Origin of the sequence: Bradyrhizobium sp. CB1717, from assembly GCF_029714325.1 — a bacterium.
Lineage (GTDB): Bacteria > Pseudomonadota > Alphaproteobacteria > Rhizobiales > Xanthobacteraceae > Bradyrhizobium.
The window spans coordinates 3,590,157-3,610,938 of sequence record NZ_CP121666.1 but is presented as its reverse complement, the minus strand read 5'-3'; the positions used below and the strand labels follow the sequence as shown (position 1 = coordinate 3,610,938).

Sequence of the window (20,782 nt, the reverse complement as noted above, 5' to 3'; positions counted from 1 at the left end):
CACAAGGGGAGAGGGGAACAGCGCGCCGGATTTGTCAGTGAGCATCACGACATGAACACCGCCTTCCTCATCCAGCTCCTGGTCAACGGCCTCGTGGTCGGCACGCTCTATGGCGTGGTCGCGATGTCGTTCGTGCTGATCTACAAGGCGACGCAGGTCGTCAACTTCGCGCAAGGTGAATTGCTGCTGGTCGGCGCCTGGGTGTGCTGGGCGTTGCTCGCCAAATACCAGGTGCCGTTCTGGATCGGCATGCCGATCACGCTGGTCTTCATGTTCGTGTTCGGCATCGCCTTGCAGGTCCTGATCCTGCGGCCGATGATCGGCGAGCCCATTATTTCTGTCATCATGGTGACGATCGGCCTCTCCACCGTGCTGCAGGCCACGTTGAAGTGGATGTTCGGCGTCAACCCGCAGCCGTTCCCGCGCGTGTTCGAGAGCCAGTCAGTCAGCCTGTTCGGCCTCCAGATCCAGACCGTCTATGTGATGAGCCTTGTCGTCTCGGTCGCGATGATGATCGGCATGGCCTGGTTCTTCCGCGCCTCGAAATACGGCCTCGCCATGCGCGCCACCGCATTCAACCAGCAGGTCGCGCAGTCGCTCGGCATCTCCGTGAAGAGCGTGTTTGCGATGGCCTGGGCGATCTCGGCGACGGTGTCGGCCGTCGCAGGCGTCGTCGTCGCGGTCGTCAACGGCGTCTCCTCGGGCCTTGCCGCCTACGGCATCAAGGTGTTCCCGGCGGCGATCCTCGGCGGGCTCGATTCCGTCGGCGGCGCCGTGCTCGGCGGCATCATCATCGGACTGCTCGAGAACGTCGCCCAATATGTCGACAGCGAGTATCTGCACTGGGGCAATCTCTACGAGATCGCGCCGTTCTACGTCCTCATCATCGTGCTGATGATCAAGCCCTATGGCCTGTTCGGCACCCACGACATCGAGCGGATCTGACCCATGGCCGGCCCTGCCCTCATCCCTGCTGGTGACTTCCGCACCTCCTACGCGGCCGACACCACGATCTTCCCGACCACGACCAGCCGCAACTTCGCGATAGCAGGCGTTGCGCTCCTCTGCCTCGCGCCGCAATTCTTCAGCGGCTACTGGCTCAGCATCCTGATCCAGATCGGCATCTTCTCGATCGCGGCGCTCGGGCTGAATATCCTGGTCGGCTTCACCGGCCAGATCTCGATCGGACACGCCGCCTTCTTCCTGCTCGGGGCCTTCACCTCGGCCTACATCTCCAACAACGCGCCGATCCCGGTGTTCTTCGCGATTCCGCTCGCGGGTGTCGTCACCGCGCTGGTCGGCCTGATCTTCGGTATCCCGGCGGCGCGGCTGAAGGGCCTCTATCTCGTCATCGCGACGCTGGCCGCGCAATACATCCTGCTCGACTTCTTCTCACGCGCCGAATGGTTCACCGGCGGGTCGGTGCCGGCGAGCGCCGAGCCGTTCTCGATCTTCGGCTACACGCTGCGCGGCGACCGGCAGTATTTCTACGTCGTGCTGGCTTATGTGCTGGCGAGCTACATCCTGGTCACCAATCTGATGCGCACGCGCGACGGCCGCGCGCTGGTGGCGATCCGCGACCATTATCTCTCCGCGGAGATCATGGGCATCAACCTCACCAAGTACCGCACGCTGTCATTTGGTTTGGCTGCTTTCTTCGCCGGCATCGCCGGCGCGCTCTACGCGCACTATCAGCTCGTGGTCTCCCAGGAAGGTTTTGGTATCGAGCGCTCGATCCTGTTCCTGGCCATGATCATCATCGGCGGCACCGGCTCGATCATGGGCACGCTGATGGGCACCGCCTTCGTGGTGCTGCTGCCCGAGGGGATGGAGTTCATCAGCCACTATTTGAAGGGCGGCGCGATCGACAAGGCGCTGTCGCTCAACACCAACATCACCTTCCTGCGCGAGATCGCGATCGGGGTGATCATCATCGCGTTCCTGATGTTCGAGCCGGATGGGCTCGCGCATCGCTGGCGGCAGATCAAGGCGTACTGGAAACTCTACCCGTTCTCGCACTGAGCGCGGCAATCTCACTTAAACAATAAACAGGAGGAACCGACCCATGAAGGCAAAATCACTTTTGAGCACCGCATCGCTCGCGATCGTGATCGCCGCATTCTCGGCAAGCGCGCAGGCGCAGATCGCGATCGGGCATCTCGCCGATTATTCCGGCGGCACCTCCGACGTCGGCACGCCCTACGGCCAGGCGGTCGCCGACGCCTTTGCCTGGGTCAACAAGAACGGCGGCGTCGGCGGCAAGCAGCTCAGCGTCGACACCAACGACTATGGCTACCAGGTGCCGCGCGCGATCGCGCTGTACAAGAAGTGGTCGGCGCCTGACTCCAAGGTCGCAGCGATCATGGGCTGGGGCACCGCCGACACCGAAGCTCTGACCGGCTTCCTCGCCCAGGACAAGATCCCGGACATGTCAGGCTCCTATGCCGCGGCGCTGACCGATCCCGAAGGTGTCAGCGGCAAGGCCAAGCCCGCGCCCTACAATTTCTTCTACGGCCCGAGCTATTCGGACTCGCTGCGCGCGATGCTGATGTGGGCGGCCGAGGACTGGAAGGCCAAGGGCAAGTCCGGCAAGCCGAAGTTCGTGCACATGGGCGCAAACCATCCCTATCCGAACGCGCCGAAGGCCGCGGGCGAAGCCATGGCGCAGGAGCTCGGCTTCGAGGTGCTGCCGCCGCTGGTGTTCGCGCTCACGCCGGGTGACTACAGCGCGCAGTGCCTGAGCCTGAAATCCTCCGGTGCCAACTACGCCTATCTCGGCAACACCGCGGCTTCCAACATCTCCGTCCTGAAGGCTTGCAAGACCGCCGGCGTCGACGTTCAGTTCCTCGGCAATGTCTGGGGCATGGACGAGAACGCCGCCAAGACGGCCGGAGATGCCGCCAATGGCGTGATCTTCCCCTTGCGCACCGCGGTGAGCTGGGGCGGCGATGCGCCCGGCATGAAGACGGTGATGGAGATCTCCAAGATCTCCGACCCGACCGGCAAGGTCTATCGCCCGGTGCACTACGTCGCGGCGGTCTGCTCGGCGCTGTACATGAAGGAGGCGCTCGACTGGGCCGCCAAGAACGGCGGCGCCACCGGCGAGAACGTCGCCAAGGGCTTCTACCAGAAGAAAGATTGGGTGCCCGCCGGAATGGAGGGCGTCTGCAATCCCTCGACCTGGACCGACAAGGACCACCGCGGCACGCTGAAGGTCGATCTCTACCGCACCAAGGTGTCAGGCGCGACCGACGGCGATCTCAACGACCTCATGGCCAAGGGCACGATCAAGCTCGAGAAGGTCAAGACCGTCGAACTGCCGCGCAAGGCCGAGTTGCTGGGGTGGTGAGCCTCTAATCCGTTCGTCGTTCCGGGGCGATGCGAAGCATCGAACCCGGAACCTCGAGATTCCGGGTTCGGTCCTGCGGACCGCCCCGGAATGACGGGACAAAGCCGCGACGAGACCGTGAGAGTAATTGAGCATGAGTGAAACAGCACAGATCGAGCGCCCCTCGCCCACCGCCGTCCCGGCACCGCCCCTTCTCGCCGTGCGCAACATTGAGGTCGTCTATGACGATGTCATCCTGGTGTTGCGCGGGCTCAGCCTCGACGTGCCCAAGGGTGCGATTGTGGCGCTGCTGGGGGCCAACGGCGCCGGCAAGTCGACGACGCTGAAGGCGATCTCGGGGCTGCTGAAGACCGAGGACGGCGAGGTCACGCGCGGAGAGATCCTGTTCGAGGGCGAGCGCATCAACGGCATCGATCCCGACAAGATCGTCCGCCGCGGCATCTTCCAGGTGATGGAGGGCCGCCGGATCGTCGCCGACATGACCTCGCTGGAGAACCTCAAGCTCGGCGCCTTCACCCGCAGGGACCGCGAGGTCGATGCCGACCTCGACATGGTCTTCAACTATTTCCCGCGCCTGAAGGAGCGCACCGGGCTTGCCGGCTATCTCTCCGGCGGCGAGCAGCAGATGCTCGCGATCGGCCGCGCGCTGATGGCGCGCCCGAAGATGATTTTGATGGACGAGCCGTCGATGGGCCTGTCGCCGCTGCTGGTGAAGGAGGTGTTTTCCATCATCCAAAAGATCAACCGCGATCTCGGCGTGACCATCCTCCTGGTCGAGCAGAACGCGCGCGCCGCGCTGTCGGTGGCGAGCCACGGCTACATCATGGAACAGGGCAAGGTCGTGCTCGACGGCACCGCCGACGAGCTGCGCGACAACGAGGACGTCAAGGAGTTCTACCTCGGCGGCGCCGGCGACCAGCGCAAGAGTTTTAAAAACCTCAAGAGCTTCAAGCGGCGCAAGCGTTGGCTGTAGCGTTTTCAAGCGAAGTGGGAACCCGTTCGCGTGAAGAAAACGCGTCAAAACAAAACAGCTTTAACCTTCCAAAACCTGCTCCGCTTCCGTGACTGCGCAGAGAACATGATAGAACGACGACGCAGGAATGGTGTCGACCAGCGATTTGCCGTCGCGATCGAACTGGTCGTACCAGCCGCCCCGAACGGGATGGCTGAGATAATGCCGTTCGAGCCGCACCAGCGCCGCGCGCGCTTCCTCCGCCGCGCCCGCCTCGCCGGACTCGGCCTGCGCGATCCACGCTTTCGCAATCTCGGTCTGCGGCCACAGCCGGCGCGTGCTGCGGCGGATGTTGCCGCTCGCATCGCCCTCGTCGATCAGGCAGCCCGTCGCCTCGTCGCGATAGCGCAGCGCGGTCGCCAGCAGTTCGCTGCGTCGCTGCCCGGTCGGACAACCCGTGATGCGTTCAAATCCCTTCAGCAGCCAGACCCATTCCGCCTGATGGCCCGGCTCGACGCTGACCGGCTCGATCTTGGACCAGTCCTCCTCGAAATACTCCGACAGCACGTGCTTCTGCTTGTCGTAGAGGTTGGCGAGGAACAGCGCGAAGAACTCGCCGGCGCGGTTCTGGAACGACAGATCGTGGGTCGCATCGAAGCACGCGATCATCGCCTCGAACAGATGCATATGCGGGTTCTGCCGGCGCGGCAGCGAGACCGGCAGACCTTCGTGGACGCCGCCATGCGGCGAGCGCAGATGGCCGTCGAGGAAGGCGAGCAGCGCGTCGATCTCGGCGCGCACCTGCGCATCCCTGTCGAGCGCGTAGACCGTCGCGAGCGCAAACAGGATGAAGGCGTGGTCATAGGCGTCGCGCCGGCCGTCCAGCACCGCGCCCTCCGGCGTCAGCCGGTGCACATAGCCGGGCTTGCCGTCGGGCGATTTGGCCTTCGCCAGCAGGTGCTCCAGCCCCTTCAGCGCGATGGCGCGCCCTTCCGGATACCAGCCCATCTGCGCCGCCTTGGCGTAGCAGTAGATCTGGCGGGCCTGCACGAACACGCGCCGCGGCGCGGCGGCATCCGCCGTGCCGTCGCGGTGCAGCCGGTCGATGAAGCCGCCCGCTTCATGATCCCAGCCGACGGTCGACCACAGCGGCATCGCCTCCTCGATCATGCGGCGCTTCAGGCGCGCGACGACGCCGGCCGTCTCCTCCGCCGCCATGATCGGTTCCTCCGCCATCTCACTCTCTCCACGTCCCGACAATGGCCGTCTGATACCCATGCCAGCGGCGGCGTGCAACGGATGCCAACCCGGAAAGATCAGCCATGACCGCCCATTACGACGCCCTCGAGACGCGCGAACAGGCTGCGCGCGAGGCCGAGCTGTTTTCGCGCCTGCCCGCCGTACTGCGCAGCGCGATGACGGCACCCGCCTATGCCGAGCGGCTGAAGGGCGTGGATCCGGACGCCGTGACCACGCGCGCGGCGCTGGCGCGCCTGCCGGTGCTGCGCAAGTCGGAACTGCCGGCCCTGCACAAGGCCTCGGCGCCCTTCGGCGGCTTCGTGGCGGCGGCACCAGGCTCGTTCGCGCGGCTGTTCACCTCCCCGGGGCCGATCTTCGAGCCGGAGGGACGGCAGGCCGATCCGTGGCGCGGCGCGCGGGCGCTGTTCGCGGCCGGGTTCCGCGAGGGCGACATCGTGCTCAACACCTTCAGCTACCACCTCACGCCCGGCGGCTTCATCTTCGATTCGTCGGCGCGCGCGCTCGGCTGCGCGGTGATCCCCGCAGGTCCCGGCAATGCCGAGCAGCAATTCGAGCTGATCGAAGCCTACCGTCCCGTCGGCTACAGCGGTACGCCGGACTTCCTGAAGATCCTGCTCGATGCTGCCGCGACTGCGGGCCGCGACGTCTCCTCGATCAAGCGCGCGCTGGTCTCGGGTGCGGCCTTCCCGCCCTCGCTCCAGGCCGAGATCAAGGCGCGCGGCATCGACGCCTACCAGGCCTTCGGCACCGCCGATCTCGGCCTCATCGCCTTCGAGACCGAGGCCCGTGAAGGCATGGTCGTGAACGAGGACCTGATCATGGAGATCGTCAAGCCCGGCACCGGCGATCCCGTGGCGCCGGGCGACGTCGGCGAGATCGTCGTCACCTCGCTCGACCCGCACCATCCCTGGATCCGGCTTGCGCTCGGCGATCTCACCGCCGCGCTGCCGGGCACCAGCCCCTGCGGTCGCACCAACATGCGCATCAAGGGCTGGATGGGCCGCGCCGACCAGACCACGAAGGTCAAGGGCATGTTCGTCCGTCCCGAGCAGGTCGCCGAGATCGCCAAGCGCCATCCCGCGCTCGGCCGCCTGCGCCTCGTCGTCACGCGCCAGGGCGAAACCGACGCGATGACGCTGAAGGCGGAAACGGCGGCGGCAAGCGAGGCGCTCCGCGAGGAGATCGCTGGCACCTTGCGCGCGGTGACGAAGCTCGGCGGCGCGATCGAGCTGGTCGGCCCCGGCGCGCTGCCGAACGACGGCAAGGTGATCGCGGACGAGCGCTAGAATTTGCGGACCAGGTCGATCACCTCGTCCTGCTGTGGACGGGTGATTTCGGCAAACATCGGGAGCGACAAGATCTGCGCCTGGTCACGAGATGCGTTCGGAAACTGCTCCGTGCGGTAGCCGAGCCGCTGATAAGCGGCCAGAAATGGCAATGCAGTAGGATAGTTGATGGCCGTCTGCACACCATTGGCCTTGAGATAGGCGGCCAATGCATCACGACGCGGATGGCGGATCGTATAGAGGTGGTAGACGTGACTGCGCCTGGGCGCGACCGCGGGCACCATGATGTCCTCGATTTGGCCCAGTCCTGCGTCGTAGACTTTCGCGGCAGCCTGTCGTGCCTCGGTCCAGGCCGCCAGATGCGGCAGCTTCGCCGACAGGATGGCCGCCTGCAGACCATCGAGCCGGCTGTTGATGCCTTCGATCTGGTGCTGATGCTTCACCAACCCGCCATGGCGCGCCAGCATGGTCATGTGCTCGGCGAGTGCGCCGTCATTGGTGACCACCGCGCCGGCGTCCCCCATCGCACCGAGATTCTTGCCGGGATAGAACGAATAGGTCGCGGCCGCGCCGAAGGTGCCGACCATTTGTCCCTTGTAACGTGCCAGATGCGCCTGCGCGCAATCCTCGATCACCCACAATTTGTGCCTGGCTGCGATCGCCATGATCGCATCCATGTCGGCGGGCTGGCCGTAGAGATGGACGGGAATGATGCCGACAGTGCGCGGCGTGATCGCAGCCTCGATCGCCGCCGGATCGATCGTGAAGGTCGCACCGTCGGTGTCGCAAAACACGACCGAAGCTCCGGCGTGGGTGATCATCGCGGCCGTCGAAATCCACGAATGCGCCGTGGTGATCACCTCGTCACCCGGCTTCACCTTCAGCGCCTTCATGGCGAGATAGAGCGCATCGGTCCCGTTGGCACAGGACACGCAATGCTTCACCTCGGCGGCCTCGGCGAATTCCCGTTCGAAGGCATCGACATAGCTGCCGCGAATGAACGCGCTGTCACCGATCACGCCTGCGATTGCAGCATCGATCTCGCTCTTGATGGTCTGATGCTGCAGGTGCAGATCGGCAAAAGGCACGGCCATCGATCGTATTCCCTTAAGTTACCGGTCTAGCCGGCGCGCCGGATTGCCGGCATAGGTGCCCGGCGTTGTAATATCCTTGGTAACCACGGCGCCCGCACCGATCACGACGTCGTCCGTGATCTTCACCGGCAGGATGGTGGCGTTCGAGCCGATCGACACCCGGTTGCCGATCACCGTCTCGCGCCACAGTTCTTTGCGGCCTCGCGCCGGGCCACCGGTCGAAAACGTATCGTTGATGAACATCACGCCATGGCCGACGAAGCAGTCCTCGCCGATCGTCACCAGCTCGCAGATGAAGGCATGCGACTGCACACGGGTGCGCGCGCCAATCGCCACGTCCTTCTGAATCTCGGTGAACGGACCGACAAAGCAATCGTCGCCGATCTTGCAGCCATAGAGATTGCAGGGCTCAACGACCTTGACGCCGACACCGAACGCGACATCGCGAATAGCGGCCTGATGGATATCCGGCTTGTTCATGTGACGACACCCAGGCGGCTCAGCCGCGGTATAAATCGCAGCGGCACCTCCGCGCCGGTCTCGATCGATTCATACAGCGCGGAGATCAGTTCCAGGCTCTTGCGGCCCTCGAGTCCGTCGACCAGCGCGGCGCGCTGGTTCACCAGGCAGTCGACCACATGGTGATAATAGGCCTGATGGCCGAAGCCATAGACGTTGGGCGGATTGACCGAGAACTTCTCGACCACGTCCTTGTCGGACGGCAGCTCGTCGACGAAGCGCCAATGCCGGATCTGATTGACCGCGAAGCCCGAGATTTCCACCGTGCCCTTTTCTCCGAGGATCGAAAGCGATCCCTCCAGATCGGTCGGCCGCGCCGCAGTGGTGGCCTCGACGATTCCGAGAGCGCCGTTACGAAACTTCAGCGTCGCAACCGCAGTGTCCTCGGTCTCGATCTTCGCCAGCGCCGTCACCCCGCGCGCATGCACGCTGACGACGTCGCCGAAGAACCACTCCAGCATGTCGATGTGATGGCTCGCCTGGTTGGTGAGCACGCCGCCGTCATAGGCCCAGGTGCCGCGCCAAGCATCCTGGTCGTAATAGGCCTGGTCACGGCACCAGCGCACGCGCACGGTACCCAGGATCAACTTGCCAAAGCGGCCGGCATCGAGCGCCTCGCGCGCCTTGACGACAGGCACGTTGAAGCGGTTCTGCTTGACGATAAACATCTTCACGCCTGCCTCGTCGCAGGCGAGGATCATGTCGTCGGCATCCTGCAGCCGGAGCGCCATCGGCTTCTCGACGACGACGTGCTTGCCGGCCCTGGCGCAGGCAATGACGTGCGCCGGATGCAGCCCACTTGGTGTCAGCACCGCAACCGCGTCGATGTCCTTGCGGGCGAGAAAGTTGTCCATGTCGTAATCGGCGGGCACCCCGAACTTGCCGGCAATGGCATCGGCGCGTGCGCGGACGGGATCGCAGACCGCAACGAGGCTCGCACCCTCTACGTGATTGCCGCCCAAGAGGTCGGAGTGGCGTTTGGCAATTCGCCCGCAGCCGAGCAGCCCAAATCTAATCATGCAGAGCCTTCATCATACCGGTAAACGCCGGTGAACGCGGACGGGGCCGGCCCAGGCAAGGCCGACCGTCGGCAAGTGCCAGGTTCGTCAAATACAGGCAAAGCAGACGGCAAGGCAAGGCGAGCGCTAGACCAGGCAGCTCGATCCGCCCCGCAACGCCTGTGGCCCCATCCGGGGCAGGACACCGCGAGCGGTCCGCAACGCCCAAGCCGGCTCCTGACGAAGCCGGTTCCGGCGCTGATGCCCCCATATGCGGCGCGCGGACGCGCGATTCCGGGAAACTTGCATGATCCGGCCCCCTGCCGTATCTAACGACTCGAAAGGCGGCTCGCCGCGGGGTTAAGGGCCTGAAATTCCTTCCCCTTTTTGGATCCATCACATTGGCAGAAACGAGCCATCTCACCATCGCCGAAACCGAGACGATTGAGGAAGCCTTCCGGCGCCTCAACGCCAACATGCTCGGGATCCTGTTCGCACAGAATGCGGCCGGACGAATCGTCGGCGCGGTGACCGATGGCGACATCCGCCGACGGATGCTGACGGGCCTCACGATCCACGACCAGGTGGCAGCCTGCATCAACCGCAACTTCGTCTCGGCGCAGGCCGGCGGACCGCGGGAGCAGATCCTCAAGCTGCTCGACCAGCGCGTGCACGTCGTGCCCATCCTCGATACCGAGGGCCGGCTGGTCGACGTGTTCAGCCGCGAGCTGTTCAACCTGTCGGAGGAGAGCGAGGTCTTCGCGCGCGCCCGCTCGCCGGTGCGCATCTCCTTCTCCGGCGGCGGCACCGATCTGACGCACTACTTCGTCGCCAATGACGGCGGCGCGGTGATCAGCGCCACGATCAAGATGTACGCGCATGCAACCCTACGGCGCCGGAGCGATCCCCGCATCCGGATCTATTCGCACGATTTTCGCCGCACGGTGGAAGCCGAGAGCCTCGCCGAGCTCGGCACGGGCGGCGATCTGGCCCTGATCAAATCGGTGGTGCGCCTGATCAAGCCGACCTACGGCTTCGAGCTCGAGGTCTCCGCCGACTTTCCGGTCGGCTCCGGCCTCGGCGGCTCGGCGGTGGTCTCCTCCGCCATCATCGGCTGCTTCAACGAATTTCGCAGCGACCAGTGGGATCGCCACGAGATCGCGGAGATGGCGTTTCAGGCCGAGCGGTTGATGCTCAACATTCCCGGCGGGTGGCAGGATCAATACGCCACCGTGTTCGGCGGCTTCAATCACATGGAGTTCTCCTCCGACCAGAACACCATCGTACCGCTGCGTCTCGACTCCAACATCATCGCCGAGCTCGAGGAGAGCCTCGTGCTCTGCTACACCGGCGCAGGCCGCGACTCCGGGGCGATCCATCGCGACCAGAAGGCGCAGCACGAGACGACCGACGCAGTAAGCGCCGCCGCCAAGCAGAAGGAGGTGACGCGCGAGATCCGCAAGCACCTGCTGCGCGGCCGGCTGCAGGATTGCGGACGCCTCATCGACGAAGCCTGGCACGCCAAGCGCAAGCTCAGCTCCAAGATCTCCTCCGGAGAGCTCGACGCTCTCTACGATTTCGCCAAATCGCACGGCGCCGTCGGCGGCAAGCTGCTGGGCGCTGGCGGCGGCGGCTACTTCCTGTTTTTCGTGCGTCCGTTCGAGCGCTACCAGCTCATCGCGGCGCTCGAACAGCAGGGGCACAGCTGCTCGCGCATCATGTTCGAAGAAAACGGACTGCGGACGTGGAAATCGCGCCTTCCCGCGCGATCCGCCTGACGCGTGTGAGACGAGAATATTGATGACACCGCCCAAACAGCCAGCTCCAGTCCGTATCGGCAACCGCCTCCTGGGCGAGGGCGAGCCCTGCTACGTCATCGCCGAGATCGGCAACAACCATAACGGCGACTTCGACCGCGCCATCGCGCTGGTCGACGCCGCGGTCGCGGCTGGCGCGGATTGCGCCAAATTCCAGATGCGCAAGCTCGACGAGGTCTATCGCGCCTCCTCGCTGTCCGGAAAAGACGACGACCTCGCCGTCGAGTACACGCTCGATCTGCTCCGCCGCTTCGAGCTGACCACCGAGCAGCAGAAGAAGATCGCCGACTACTGCGCCTCGAAGGGCATTCAATATCTGTGCACGCCCTGGGACGCGAAGAGCGTCGCTGTGCTCGAAGGTTTCGGCGTGCAGGCCTACAAGGTCGCTTCTGCCGACCTGACCAACCTGCCCCTGCTCGCCCGGCTCGCCGCAACCGGCAAGACGCTGATCGTCTCGACCGGCATGAGCACCACGGACGAGATCAGGACCGCGGCGAAATTCCTCGACGACCGCAACGCCGGTTATGTGCTGCTGCATTGCCAGAGCACCTATCCCGCAGCGCTGCACAACATCCATCTGCGCTTCATGGAGACGCTGCGCCAGATCCACCCGGTCGTCGGCTATTCCGGCCATGAGCGCGGCACCGCGGTGTCGACCGCGGCGGTCGCTCTCGGTGCCGTCGTGATCGAACGTCACATCACGCTCGATCGCGAGATGGAAGGCCCGGACCATGCCGCGAGCCTGGAGCCGGAGGAGTTCAAGGCGCTCGTCACCGGCATCCGCGAGGTGGAAGCAGCGCGCGGCGAAAAGCTCGCCGAGCGCGCGCTCAGCCAGGGCGAGCTGATCAACCGCGAGAACCTCGCAAAGAGCCTCGTCGCAGCGCGCGACATCGAGGCCGGCACGGTCATCTCTGACGACGACATCGCCGTGAAGAGCCCCGGCCAGGGCTTGTCGCCGCTGAAGATGCCGGCGCTGATCGGCAAGACGCTCAAGCGCAGGATGGCGGCCGACGACTATTTCTTCCAGAGCGACCTCGACACGGGTGCCGCGAAGGCGCGGCGCTACCGCTTCGACCGGCCCTGGGGCGTGCCGGTGCGCTATCACGACACCGAGCGCTTTCTCGAGATCTGCGAGCCCGACATCATCGAATTCCATCTCAGCTACAGCGACATGGAGCGCGACCCGGCGGCCTATCTCTCCGGCACCTACGATCTCGGCTTCGTCGTGCATGCGCCGGAACTGTTCGCCGGCTCCAAGCTGATGGACCTCGCAACGCCCGACGAGGCGCTGCGCCGCTATTCGCTCGAGCAGACGCAGGCGGTGATCGACATCACCCGCGGCCTGAAGAAGTTCTTTCCCAAGACGACGCGTCCGCCGATCGTCGCCAATATCGGCGGCTTCACCATGGACGAGCCGCTGTCCCCGGAGGAGAAGGCCGAGCGCTACCGCATTTTCGCGCAGAGCCTGAAGGAGCTCGACATGGAGGGTGTCGAGCTGACGCCGCAGACCATGGCGCCGTTCCCCTGGCATTTCGGCGGCCAGCGTCACCAGAACATCTTCATCTTCCCGGACGAGTCGGCCGCGTTCTGCGCCAAGCATGACTTGCGCATGTGCGTGGACATCTCCCACACCAAGCTCGCCGCCAATCATTTCGGCTTCGATTTCGCGCAAGGCCTCGCCCAGCTCGGGCCGCACACCGCACACCTGCATTTCGGCGATGCCAAGGGACTGGACGGCGAAGGCCTCCAGGTCGGCGAAGGTGAGATCGACTTCGACGAGATCGGACAGGTGCTGCGCAAGCATGCGCCCACCGCATCCTTCATTCCCGAGATCTGGCAGGGCCACAAGAACATGGGCGAAGGCTTCTGGACCGCGCTCGAGCGCCTCGAGGGACATATCTGATGGCGCGCAAGACGCTGGCCGTGATCGCCGCACGCGGCGGCTCCAAGGGCATCCCGCACAAGAACCTGCTCGATCTCTGCGGCAAGCCGCTGATCGCCTGGACGGTCGAGCAGGCGCGCGCCGCTGAAGGCGTCGACGTGGTGGCGGTCTCATCCGACAGCGACCGGATTCTGGAAGCGGCGGAAGCTGCCGGTGCGGTCGGCGTGCGGCGTCCCGACGACATTTCGGGCGACCTCGCCTCCTCGGAATCCGCCTGGCTGCATGCACTCGAGGCCGTCGACGCGCGGATGGGCCGTTTCGAGCGCATCGTCGCACTGCAGGCGACCTCGCCGATCCGGGAACCCCGCGACATCGAGGCGGCGCTTGCGACCTTCGATCGCGAGCATCTCGACAGCCTGCTCTCTGTTTGCGAGGTCGAGGACTATTTCAACTGGCGCATCGGCCAAAACGGGCCGGAGCCGATCAACTACGACTATCGCAACCGCCGCATGCGGCAGCAGATCGAGAAGCGCTATTTGGAGAACGGCTCGTTCTACGTGTTGATTCCTTCACTCCTGCGCGAGCAGAGCAACCGTCTCGGCGGCAAGATCGGCTTTCACGTGATGGAGCGTCATAAGATGTTCCAGATCGACCGCCCGGAAGACGTCAAGCTCTGCGGCGCCATCATGCGCAGTTATGGCTATGCCTGATCTCAGCGCCTTCTCTCTTGCCGGCAAGATCGCCGTCGTCACCGGCGCCTCGCGCGGCATCGGCGCGGCTATCGCGAGCGGCCTGAAGGACGCTGGCGCCACGGTGTTCGGTCTCAGCCGTTCCGGGGCCGCGCCGCAGGGCGTCACGGCGATGGCCTGCGATCTCTCCGATGACGCCGCGATCGGGCGCGCTTTCGATGCCATCGCGGCGCAAGGCGGTCGTATCGACGCGCTGGTCAACGCGGCCGGGATCAGCCTTCCCCCGCAGGGCGCCGAAAGCGAGATCGCGCGCTTCCGGACTACGGTCGCGACCGACCTCACCGGCGTCTACGCCACGATCCTTGCCGCCTATCCGCTGCTCAAGGCCACGGGCTCGGCCGCGATCGTCAACGTCACCAGCATCAATTCGATCCGCGGTTTTCCCGGCAATCCCGGTTACGTCGCGGCGAAAGCGGGCCTCGCCGGCCTGACCCGCGCGCTCGCCGCCGACTACGCGAGCGACGGCATCCGCGTCAACGCGCTCGCGCCCGGTTACGTCGCGACCGAGATGACCGCGAAGAGTTTTGCCGATCCCGTCATGCACGAAGACCGGCGCCGCCACACCATGCTCGGCCGCTGGGGGCACCCCGCCGACATGGTCGGCGCCGCCGTCTTCCTGGTGTCGGACGCCTCGGCCTATGTGACCGGCCAGGAGATCTTCGTCGACGGCGGCTGGACCGCCAAGGGCCTCGCCATCAACTCGGATAACAAGTCGTGACCGCAACATTGCAACGCATCGGCTTCATGCAGGGACGCCTGTCGGCACTGGTCGACGGCAAGATCCAGGCGTTCCCGTGGGATGAATGGCGCGAGGAGTTTCCCCGCGCCAAGGCGCTCGGCCTGACGCGGATGGAATGGACCATCGATCAGGAACGGCTGCGGGAAAATCCGCTCACGACCGAAGCCGGCCGGGCGGAGATCATCGCCCTGGCACGCGAGAACGGCCTGCGCATTCCGAGCCTGACGGGGGACTGCTTCATGCAGGCGCCATTCTGGAAGGTCGATGCCGTCGTGCGCGACGCTCTCGTCAACGATCTCGATCTGCTGATCGCCGCCTGCAGCCGGATCGGCATCGAGTTCGTCGTGATCCCGCTGGTCGACAATGGCAAGATCGAACGCGAGAGCGAGAGCGACACGCTCAAGCGGGTGCTGATCGCCCGCCGCGAACAGCTTGTGAGGCAGAACGTCAAGATCGTGTTCGAATCCGATCTGCCGCCGCGCGACCTCGCCCGCTTCATGGAGGCGTTTCCGGCAGACGTCTTCGGCATCAACTACGACAGCGGCAACAGCGCCTCGCTCGGCTATGACAGCAGCGAGGAGATCGAAGCCTACGCTCCGCGTATCCTCAATGTGCATGTGAAGGACCGCGTTCGCGGCGGCACCACCGTGCCGCTCGGCACCGGCAACGCCGATCTCGCCAAGACGATCCGGCTGATCGAGCGTTCCGGCTACAAGGGACAGTACATCCTGCAGACCGCACGCGCGGCCGACGGCGACCATGCCGGCGCGCTCGCAAGGTATCGCGACATGACGGTCGGCTGGATCGAGGACGCGGCGCGATGAAGCTCGAGCTGGAAGGCCGCGTCGCTCTCGTCACCGGCGCCAGCCGCGGCATCGGCCTTGCCATTGCCGCCGCACTTGCCGCGGAGGGAGCGAAGGTCGCGCTGGCTGCACGCGGCTCCGATGCGCTGAACGCGGCGCGCGCGGCCGTCGGCGGACAGAGCTCGATCCATATTGCCGACGTCACCGATCCGGCCGCCGCCGCGGCACTGATCCAGGATGTCGAGCAGCACTGGGGCCGCCTCGACGTCCTCGTCTGCAATGTCGGCAGCGGCGCCTCCGTCCCGCCGGGCAAGGAAACCGCGGCGGAATGGTCGCGGGTGATGGACCTCAACTTCTTCGCCACCACCAACACGATCGAGGCCGCGCGGCCGCTGCTGGCGCGCGGCAGCGGCGACCGGTCCATCATCTGCATTTCCTCGATTGCGGGCATGGCGGCGCTCGGCGCGCCCGTGACCTACTATGCCGCCAAGGCGGCGCTGAATGCGACCGTGCGCGGATTGGCGCGGCCGCTGGCGCTCGAGGGCATCCGCATCAATGCCGTTGCGCCGGGCAATATCCTCGCCGCCGAGGGGACCTGGGCGCGCAAGCTCGCCGAGAACAGGACCGCGGTCGAGGACATGCTCGCGCGCGAGGTCGCGCTGCGCCGGCTCGGCAAGCCGGAAGAGGTCGCCGACCTCGTCGCGTTCCTTGCCTCACCCCGCGCCGCCTTCATCACCGGCAGCGTCATGGTCGCCGATGGCGGCCAGTTGCGCAGCTGAACAGGAGCCTCCCAATGGCAAGCCCCTCCTCCCGCTATGATCTCGCCGGACGCACGGCGCTCGTGACCGGCGCTGGCGGCCTGCTCGGGCGGCAGCATGTCGCCGCACTCTCCGAAGCGGGCGCGCGCGTCGTCGTCACCGAAATCGGCCTGGCGCAGGCCGAGGCGGCCGTCGCCGCCCTGAAGCAGGGCGCGCCCTCCGCCGATCTGATCGCGCTCGCGCTCGACGTCACCGCGCAGGATTCGGTGCGCGCCGCGAGCGAGCAGCTCGCGGGCCGCGGCGTCACCGTCGACATCCTCGTCAACAACGCCGCGATCGATCCGAAGGTAACGTCGAGCCCGGGCGTCATGCACTCCTCGCGCTTCGAGGCGTTCCCGGTGCCGCAATGGCAGACCGAGATCGCGGTAGGCCTGACCGGGGCGATGCTGTGCGCGCAGGAATTCGGCGGTCAGATGGCCAGGCGCGGCCGCGGCGTGATCCTCAACATCGCCTCAGATCTCGGCGTGATCGCGCCGGACCAGCGGCTCTACCGCCAACCGCATGTGACGCGCGAGGAGGAGCAGCCGGTCAAGCCCGTGACCTATTCAGTGATCAAGCACGGGCTGATCGGCCTGACGAAATATCTGGCGACCTACTGGGCCGATCACGGCGTGCGGGTCAACGCGATCTCGCCGGGCGGCGTCTTCAACAACCAGGATCCCGCTTTCGTGGAACGACTCACCCGCCTGATCCCGATGGGGCGGATGGCCGAGGTCGACGAATATCGCGCCGCCGTCCAGTTCCTCTGCTCGGACGCGTCGAGCTACATGACCGGGCAGAACCTGGTCATGGATGGCGGCCGGAGCGTGTGGTAGCGGTCCCGCGGCATTGACCAACTTCCGGTTGCTGATCAATGTGCGATCGTCCATCCTCGCGCAAGGCTGGTCAATCTCTTCCACCGGGCTCACCACCCCAAGCCGGCCTCGCCTGGCCCGACAACGCGACCTGAAATGACCGACAAAGTGAGTGACGAGCTGATCACGGCCGATGCGCGGCGCCACGGTCATCCAATTGCGGCAGCGGGCCTCGCCAATACGCTCATCGTCGTGATGGCGATCGGAACCGTGGTCTGGCTCGGCCTGCTGTTCAACACCATGCTGCGGCAGCCGTTCGAGGCGACCGACGATCTGATCTGGCTCGCCAAGCTGCGTAACGACCGCTTCCTCGACCTGCCACTGTCGCCCGCCTGGATGCTCCAGAGTCCGTTCTACCGGCCGGTCGCCGAATTCCTGCTGAAATGCCTGTATACGCTCTTCGGTCTCAACCCGACGCCGTATCGCTATGTGCAGTTCGCCATCTTCCTGCTGCTGATGGGATTGAGCCTTCAGGTGGTGCGGCGATTGGGCTTGCGCCCGGAAAGTGTGCTGCTGATCACCGTGTTCGCGATCGGCTCGCCGTTCATTTCCGGATCGGTCGTATGGATCAGTGAATTGCCGCACGTCCTCGTGCTCGTCTGCTTCGCGGCCTCGCTGCTGAGTGTTCTCTCTGACAACACCGACAGGGTAAAGCTCGCCCTGTGCGGGCTGGCGTATGCGATCGCGCTGCTCTCGAAGGAAAACGGGCTCTTCTTGATCGCGTTCTACATCTACTTCCTGCGCACCGCGCCGCTCAGGGCTGCGATCGTGTTCGGCGGCATCACGCTGGCTTATTTCGCCATGCGCGCCGTCGTGCTCGGCTCCGGCATGGGGACCGCCGGGGTCGATGAGTCCGTCGGCTATTTCTTTCAGATGTTGTCGAAGGAGGAACGTCAGACGTTGTTCCCGGGCCATGCTGTGTACAAGCTCTACGTCTACAACGTACTGGCACAGTTGGGCGCGCTCGCATTCCGCATCACCCAGTGGGGCGTCATCTTCGATCGCCCGCACTACCAGACCATCGTGGAGACCCTCTCGACCGCGCTCATCGTGGCAGGCCTTGTTGCGCTCAGGGGCCGGCCACAGCGCCATACGCTCGTCGTCGTCGTCATCGCAGCGATCGCGATCGGAGGGCCGCTCCTCTCCTATTCCTATGCGCGAGACCGGCATCTTGCCCTGCCCGCCTTCGCCTATGCTTTCTTGCTAGCGATCGCGGTCAACGAGCTTGCGAACTTCTTGCCCGGCCGCCCGCGGCCGACCGCACTGATCGCCTGCGTCTGGGTCGCCTGGTCGCTGCAGGCCGGCCTAATGCTGCGCCAGATCAACTGGGCTTCGGGGGACGTGATCGAGCGCGTCTATCGGGCAAACGAGAAACCGTTCAACCCCACTTTGCCGCCGGACGTCTGGGCCACCGCCCGCGAGCACGCGCTATCGCTGGCACCACCATCACGTCAATGACGCTGAGACTCGCCGGGACGCCTGCTCTACTCGCATCCACAGCGCGATGATGTCACGTTGACGCGGCGCATGGCCCGCGTCGAGCTCGCTGAGCGAGCGGCACAACCGTGACAGCACGTCGACCCTGGGATCGCGAGCGACCCTGGGATCTCCGGCGACCCTGGGACCGCGGGCGACCTTGGGATCGCGAACGTCCCGCTCGACCGACGCGAAGGGATCGGGCTGGTCCACGAGCGAAACGCGCGGATCCGCGGTGATCCTGAACCAGGTCTGTGGCGCGCGACTGTCGACGCGCAGCGTGAATGGCGGCAGGGCCTTGGCCGTGAACACGGCCTCCCATGACGACGTCTCAGCGTCCGACGGTCCGCCGACCACCGACGACGAGACGTCGTCGTAACCGAGCTCTGCAAGAAGCGCGATCAGATGGATGCCGTAGAAGCGGAGAGCGCCGCCGCCACTGGCGTCGAACCGCTTCCAGTTCGCGAGATTGGCGCGGTAGTGATGCGCCATGAAGCTCCAGTCCAGCGAAAGGCCATCGGTTCTCTCGCCGAGCACCGCGCGAAGCCGCTCTGCCCACGGCATGAAACGAAAGGTGTAGCCGACGCGGTAGCGCTTGCCGGTGCGCTCGAATGCCTCGATGAGCTGCGCCGCAAGCTGCGGTGTCGGCGCGACCGGCTTCTCCAGGATCAGCTCGCCGATACCGGGCATTTCTGCCAGCCTCGCCATCCAGCCGGCCTGATCGGCAGGGCGAAGCGCAATCACCGCACCGCTCGCCTGTGCCAACGCCTCCTCGGTGCCGGGACACCAGATCACCTCGGGCGCATATTGGACGAGCTCGCTTCGCCCGCTGACCACGGCGCGGTAGCGCTCCGGCAGCGCCACCCTATTCCCGCACTCGATCAGCGCAGGCAGATATCCATACATCCCGAAACCCGATCCGAGGATCGTGAAGACGGGCGCCTCAGGCATGGAAATCGTCCGCGCCGAGCACGTCGATCACCGGCCCTTTGTAACCGTTGTCCTGGAGATACTGACGGATCTCGCGCGAGATGTGCCAGGCGAGATTGAGCAGCGGCTTACCCTGGTCGCCATGCGCGAACAATTCGTCGTCGGACACGATCGGAATGCGCGTGCCCGGCACATAATGGCCGATCTTGATCGAGCCGGGTTTCTCGTGGACCGCAACGATCTCTTTTTCAGTCAGCCCCAGCAACTTGACCAGGATCGCCGCGCGGCCCGGAAACGCCTTGGCCCTGACAGGACCGTGCGCCGCGATGATCTTCTTCAGCTCTTCGCCCTTGCGCGCCTTCCAGAGCTCGACGTCGCGCGCGAGCTGGGCGAACTCGGCCTGGAAATTGTTTTCGCGCGCGACGATCTCGGCTGCGACAGTATCGCTCTTGGCCGCATGTCCGAGAATGACACGAATATTGCCGCCATAGCGCGCGGGAAATTCGACATTGACGATGTCGAGGCCGAGCGATCTTGCGATGAAGCTGAACGATTTGTACGAATAGGTGCGCGGATGCTCGTGATAGAAGGTGTCGAACTGATGCCGGTCCAGCACCGCGCCGAGATAGTGATTCTCGATCACGATCACCGTCTCGGGCCCGAGCAGCGCCTTCAGCGCCGCGAGCACGCCGTTCAGATCCTCGATATGCGCGAAAACATTGGTGAAGGTGATGATGTCGGGCGTGCCGACGGCGCGACGGATCTCGGCCGCGGTCTCGGTGCTGAGATAGTTCTGCACAACGAAATGGCCCTTGGCGGCGGCGTCCTGCGCTGCGCCGGTCGGCTCGATGCCGGCCGTTGTCGCGCCGGCCTCACGGAAGAAATCCAGCAGGCTTCCGTCGTTGCAGCCGATGTCGAGCGCGATCTTGCCGGTCAGGGGTCCCATCCGTTCCGCGCAGGTCGCCACGAGCCCCTTCATCCCCGAGAGCACGTCGGCGGTGAAGCGAGAGCGATAGTGATAGTCCTTGGGGAAAAGGTCCTCTTTCGGAACCTGGAAGCGCTGATGGCCGGTGGCGCAAGTCGCGCAGAAATCGATCTGAATCGGATATTCGCGGCATACACGCGAATCGCCGACCGCCACCAGGTCGTCGCACAGGGGATGCAGGCCGAGATCGAGCACCGGCACGAGCTTGTCGCTGCCGCAGACCTCGCAACTCTTGATCTCAGTAAGCGGTCTCGTCGACGTGGTGGCCATC

General features: G+C 65.2%; 19 protein-coding genes. 13 read left to right on the top strand and 6 right to left on the bottom strand.

What is annotated here, in order from left to right:
- Positions 1-51: 51 nt before the first annotated feature.
- From QA649_RS16995 to QA649_RS16980, 4 genes are all read left to right on the top strand, one after another.
- A complete protein-coding gene (locus QA649_RS16995) occupies positions 52-945 on the top strand; it encodes a branched-chain amino acid ABC transporter permease (RefSeq protein ID WP_283025203.1) in 894 nt (297 codons plus the stop codon).
- A 3-nt stretch (positions 946-948) separates the two neighbouring features.
- The gene (locus tag QA649_RS16990) at positions 949-2,022 is read left to right on the top strand and encodes a branched-chain amino acid ABC transporter permease (RefSeq protein WP_283025202.1); all 1,074 of its coding nucleotides are present in this window, start codon (positions 949-951) and stop codon (positions 2,020-2,022) included.
- Positions 2,023-2,065: 43 nt separating this feature from the next.
- Positions 2,066-3,349, top strand: coding sequence for an ABC transporter substrate-binding protein (locus tag QA649_RS16985; RefSeq protein WP_283025201.1), 1,284 nt, complete (start codon positions 2,066-2,068; stop codon positions 3,347-3,349).
- A 133-nt stretch (positions 3,350-3,482) separates the two neighbouring features.
- Entirely contained in the window at positions 3,483-4,322 is an 840-nt protein-coding gene (locus QA649_RS16980) for an ABC transporter ATP-binding protein (protein WP_283025200.1), read from the top strand.
- Positions 4,323-4,382: 60 nt separating this feature from the next.
- On the opposite strand, the gene QA649_RS16975 is transcribed toward QA649_RS16980, so the two are convergent.
- Positions 4,383-5,537, bottom strand: coding sequence for an AGE family epimerase/isomerase (locus QA649_RS16975; RefSeq protein WP_283025199.1), 1,155 nt, complete (start codon positions 5,535-5,537; stop codon positions 4,383-4,385).
- An 86-nt stretch (positions 5,538-5,623) separates the two neighbouring features.
- Here QA649_RS16975 and QA649_RS16970 point away from each other — a divergent pair, with 86 nt between their 5' ends.
- A complete protein-coding gene (locus tag QA649_RS16970) occupies positions 5,624-6,847 on the top strand; it encodes an AMP-binding protein (protein ID WP_283025198.1) in 1,224 nt (407 codons plus the stop codon).
- On the opposite strand, the gene QA649_RS16965 is transcribed toward QA649_RS16970, so the two are convergent.
- The 3 genes from QA649_RS16965 to QA649_RS16955 are packed head-to-tail and all read right to left on the bottom strand — an operon-like array spanning position 6,844 to position 9,479.
- Complete coding sequence (locus tag QA649_RS16965; RefSeq protein WP_283025197.1) at positions 6,844-7,941, bottom strand: DegT/DnrJ/EryC1/StrS family aminotransferase; 1,098 nt, start codon at positions 7,939-7,941, stop codon at positions 6,844-6,846. The two genes, QA649_RS16970 and QA649_RS16965, sit on opposite strands and share 4 nt — an antisense overlap.
- Positions 7,942-7,959: 18 nt before the next feature.
- On the bottom strand, positions 7,960-8,421 hold the full coding sequence (locus QA649_RS16960) for an acyltransferase (protein WP_283025196.1): 462 nt from the start codon (positions 8,419-8,421) through the stop codon (positions 7,960-7,962).
- Complete coding sequence (locus QA649_RS16955) at positions 8,418-9,479, bottom strand: Gfo/Idh/MocA family oxidoreductase (RefSeq protein ID WP_283025195.1); 1,062 nt, start codon at positions 9,477-9,479, stop codon at positions 8,418-8,420. The genes QA649_RS16960 and QA649_RS16955 overlap by 4 nt, the downstream gene beginning before the upstream one ends.
- A 380-nt stretch (positions 9,480-9,859) precedes the next feature.
- Between QA649_RS16955 and QA649_RS16950 the strand changes: the two genes are divergently transcribed.
- The 8 genes from QA649_RS16950 to QA649_RS16915 all read left to right on the top strand — a co-directional run bounded on the left by QA649_RS16950 (position 9,860) and on the right by QA649_RS16915 (position 18,578).
- A complete protein-coding gene (locus QA649_RS16950; RefSeq protein WP_260389470.1) occupies positions 9,860-11,236 on the top strand; it encodes a CBS domain-containing protein in 1,377 nt (458 codons plus the stop codon).
- 22 nt (positions 11,237-11,258) lie between these two features.
- Complete coding sequence (locus QA649_RS16945) at positions 11,259-13,178, top strand: N-acetylneuraminate synthase family protein (protein WP_283025194.1); 1,920 nt, start codon at positions 11,259-11,261, stop codon at positions 13,176-13,178.
- Entirely contained in the window at positions 13,178-13,867 is a 690-nt protein-coding gene (locus tag QA649_RS16940; protein WP_283025193.1) for an acylneuraminate cytidylyltransferase family protein, read from the top strand. Before QA649_RS16945 ends, QA649_RS16940 begins: the two co-directional genes overlap by 1 nt.
- A complete protein-coding gene (locus QA649_RS16935) occupies positions 13,860-14,624 on the top strand; it encodes an SDR family oxidoreductase (RefSeq protein ID WP_283025192.1) in 765 nt (254 codons plus the stop codon). Before QA649_RS16940 ends, QA649_RS16935 begins: the two co-directional genes overlap by 8 nt.
- Positions 14,621-15,469 carry a sugar phosphate isomerase/epimerase family protein gene (locus QA649_RS16930; protein WP_283025191.1) on the top strand — a complete coding sequence of 283 codons (849 nt, stop codon included), beginning with the start codon at positions 14,621-14,623 and terminating at the stop codon, positions 15,467-15,469. Before QA649_RS16935 ends, QA649_RS16930 begins: the two co-directional genes overlap by 4 nt.
- Entirely contained in the window at positions 15,466-16,227 is a 762-nt protein-coding gene (locus tag QA649_RS16925; protein ID WP_283025190.1) for an SDR family oxidoreductase, read from the top strand. Before QA649_RS16930 ends, QA649_RS16925 begins: the two co-directional genes overlap by 4 nt.
- A 14-nt stretch (positions 16,228-16,241) precedes the next feature.
- Positions 16,242-17,081, top strand: coding sequence for an SDR family oxidoreductase (locus tag QA649_RS16920; RefSeq protein ID WP_283025189.1), 840 nt, complete (start codon positions 16,242-16,244; stop codon positions 17,079-17,081).
- A 135-nt stretch (positions 17,082-17,216) separates the two neighbouring features.
- Positions 17,217-18,578, top strand: a complete 1,362-nt coding sequence (locus tag QA649_RS16915) for a hypothetical protein (RefSeq protein WP_283025188.1) — start codon at positions 17,217-17,219, stop codon at positions 18,576-18,578.
- Here the strand turns inward: QA649_RS16915 and QA649_RS16910 are convergent.
- Together QA649_RS16910 and QA649_RS16905 are read right to left on the bottom strand one after the other, a co-directional pair.
- Positions 18,567-19,547, bottom strand: a complete 981-nt coding sequence (locus QA649_RS16910; protein WP_283025187.1) for a hypothetical protein — start codon at positions 19,545-19,547, stop codon at positions 18,567-18,569. The genes QA649_RS16915 and QA649_RS16910 overlap by 12 nt on opposite strands.
- On the bottom strand, positions 19,540-20,781 hold the full coding sequence (locus QA649_RS16905; RefSeq protein ID WP_283025186.1) for a class I SAM-dependent methyltransferase: 1,242 nt from the start codon (positions 20,779-20,781) through the stop codon (positions 19,540-19,542). Before QA649_RS16905 ends, QA649_RS16910 begins: the two co-directional genes overlap by 8 nt.
- Between the last annotated feature and the right edge of the window lies 1 nt (position 20,782).

What these genes read in the sequence shown, in the direction of transcription:
- QA649_RS16945 (WP_283025194.1), top strand. Translation starts at nt 11,259, where the DNA reads ATGACACCGCCCAAACAGCCAGCTCCAGTCCGTATCGGCAACCGCCTC.
- QA649_RS16935 (WP_283025192.1), top strand. Translation starts at nt 13,860, where the DNA reads ATGCCTGATCTCAGCGCCTTCTCTCTTGCCGGCAAGATCGCCGTCGTC.
- QA649_RS16965 (WP_283025197.1), bottom strand. Translation starts at nt 7,941, where the DNA reads ATGGCCGTGCCTTTTGCCGATCTGCACCTGCAGCATCAGACCATCAAG.
- QA649_RS16985 (WP_283025201.1), top strand. Translation starts at nt 2,066, where the DNA reads ATGAAGGCAAAATCACTTTTGAGCACCGCATCGCTCGCGATCGTGATC.
- QA649_RS16940 (WP_283025193.1), top strand. Translation starts at nt 13,178, where the DNA reads ATGGCGCGCAAGACGCTGGCCGTGATCGCCGCACGCGGCGGCTCCAAG.
- QA649_RS16955 (WP_283025195.1), bottom strand. Translation starts at nt 9,479, where the DNA reads ATGATTAGATTTGGGCTGCTCGGCTGCGGGCGAATTGCCAAACGCCAC.
- QA649_RS16980 (WP_283025200.1), top strand. Translation starts at nt 3,483, where the DNA reads ATGAGTGAAACAGCACAGATCGAGCGCCCCTCGCCCACCGCCGTCCCG.
- QA649_RS16970 (WP_283025198.1), top strand. Translation starts at nt 5,624, where the DNA reads ATGACCGCCCATTACGACGCCCTCGAGACGCGCGAACAGGCTGCGCGC.
- QA649_RS16915 (WP_283025188.1), top strand. Translation starts at nt 17,217, where the DNA reads ATGACCGACAAAGTGAGTGACGAGCTGATCACGGCCGATGCGCGGCGC.
- QA649_RS16925 (WP_283025190.1), top strand. Translation starts at nt 15,466, where the DNA reads ATGAAGCTCGAGCTGGAAGGCCGCGTCGCTCTCGTCACCGGCGCCAGC.
- QA649_RS16990 (WP_283025202.1), top strand. Translation starts at nt 949, where the DNA reads ATGGCCGGCCCTGCCCTCATCCCTGCTGGTGACTTCCGCACCTCCTAC.
- QA649_RS16910 (WP_283025187.1), bottom strand. Translation starts at nt 19,547, where the DNA reads ATGCCTGAGGCGCCCGTCTTCACGATCCTCGGATCGGGTTTCGGGATG.
- QA649_RS16960 (WP_283025196.1), bottom strand. Translation starts at nt 8,421, where the DNA reads ATGAACAAGCCGGATATCCATCAGGCCGCTATTCGCGATGTCGCGTTC.
- QA649_RS16905 (WP_283025186.1), bottom strand. Translation starts at nt 20,781, where the DNA reads ATGGCCACCACGTCGACGAGACCGCTTACTGAGATCAAGAGTTGCGAG.
- QA649_RS16975 (WP_283025199.1), bottom strand. Translation starts at nt 5,537, where the DNA reads ATGGCGGAGGAACCGATCATGGCGGCGGAGGAGACGGCCGGCGTCGTC.
- QA649_RS16920 (WP_283025189.1), top strand. Translation starts at nt 16,242, where the DNA reads ATGGCAAGCCCCTCCTCCCGCTATGATCTCGCCGGACGCACGGCGCTC.
- QA649_RS16995 (WP_283025203.1), top strand. Translation starts at nt 52, where the DNA reads ATGAACACCGCCTTCCTCATCCAGCTCCTGGTCAACGGCCTCGTGGTC.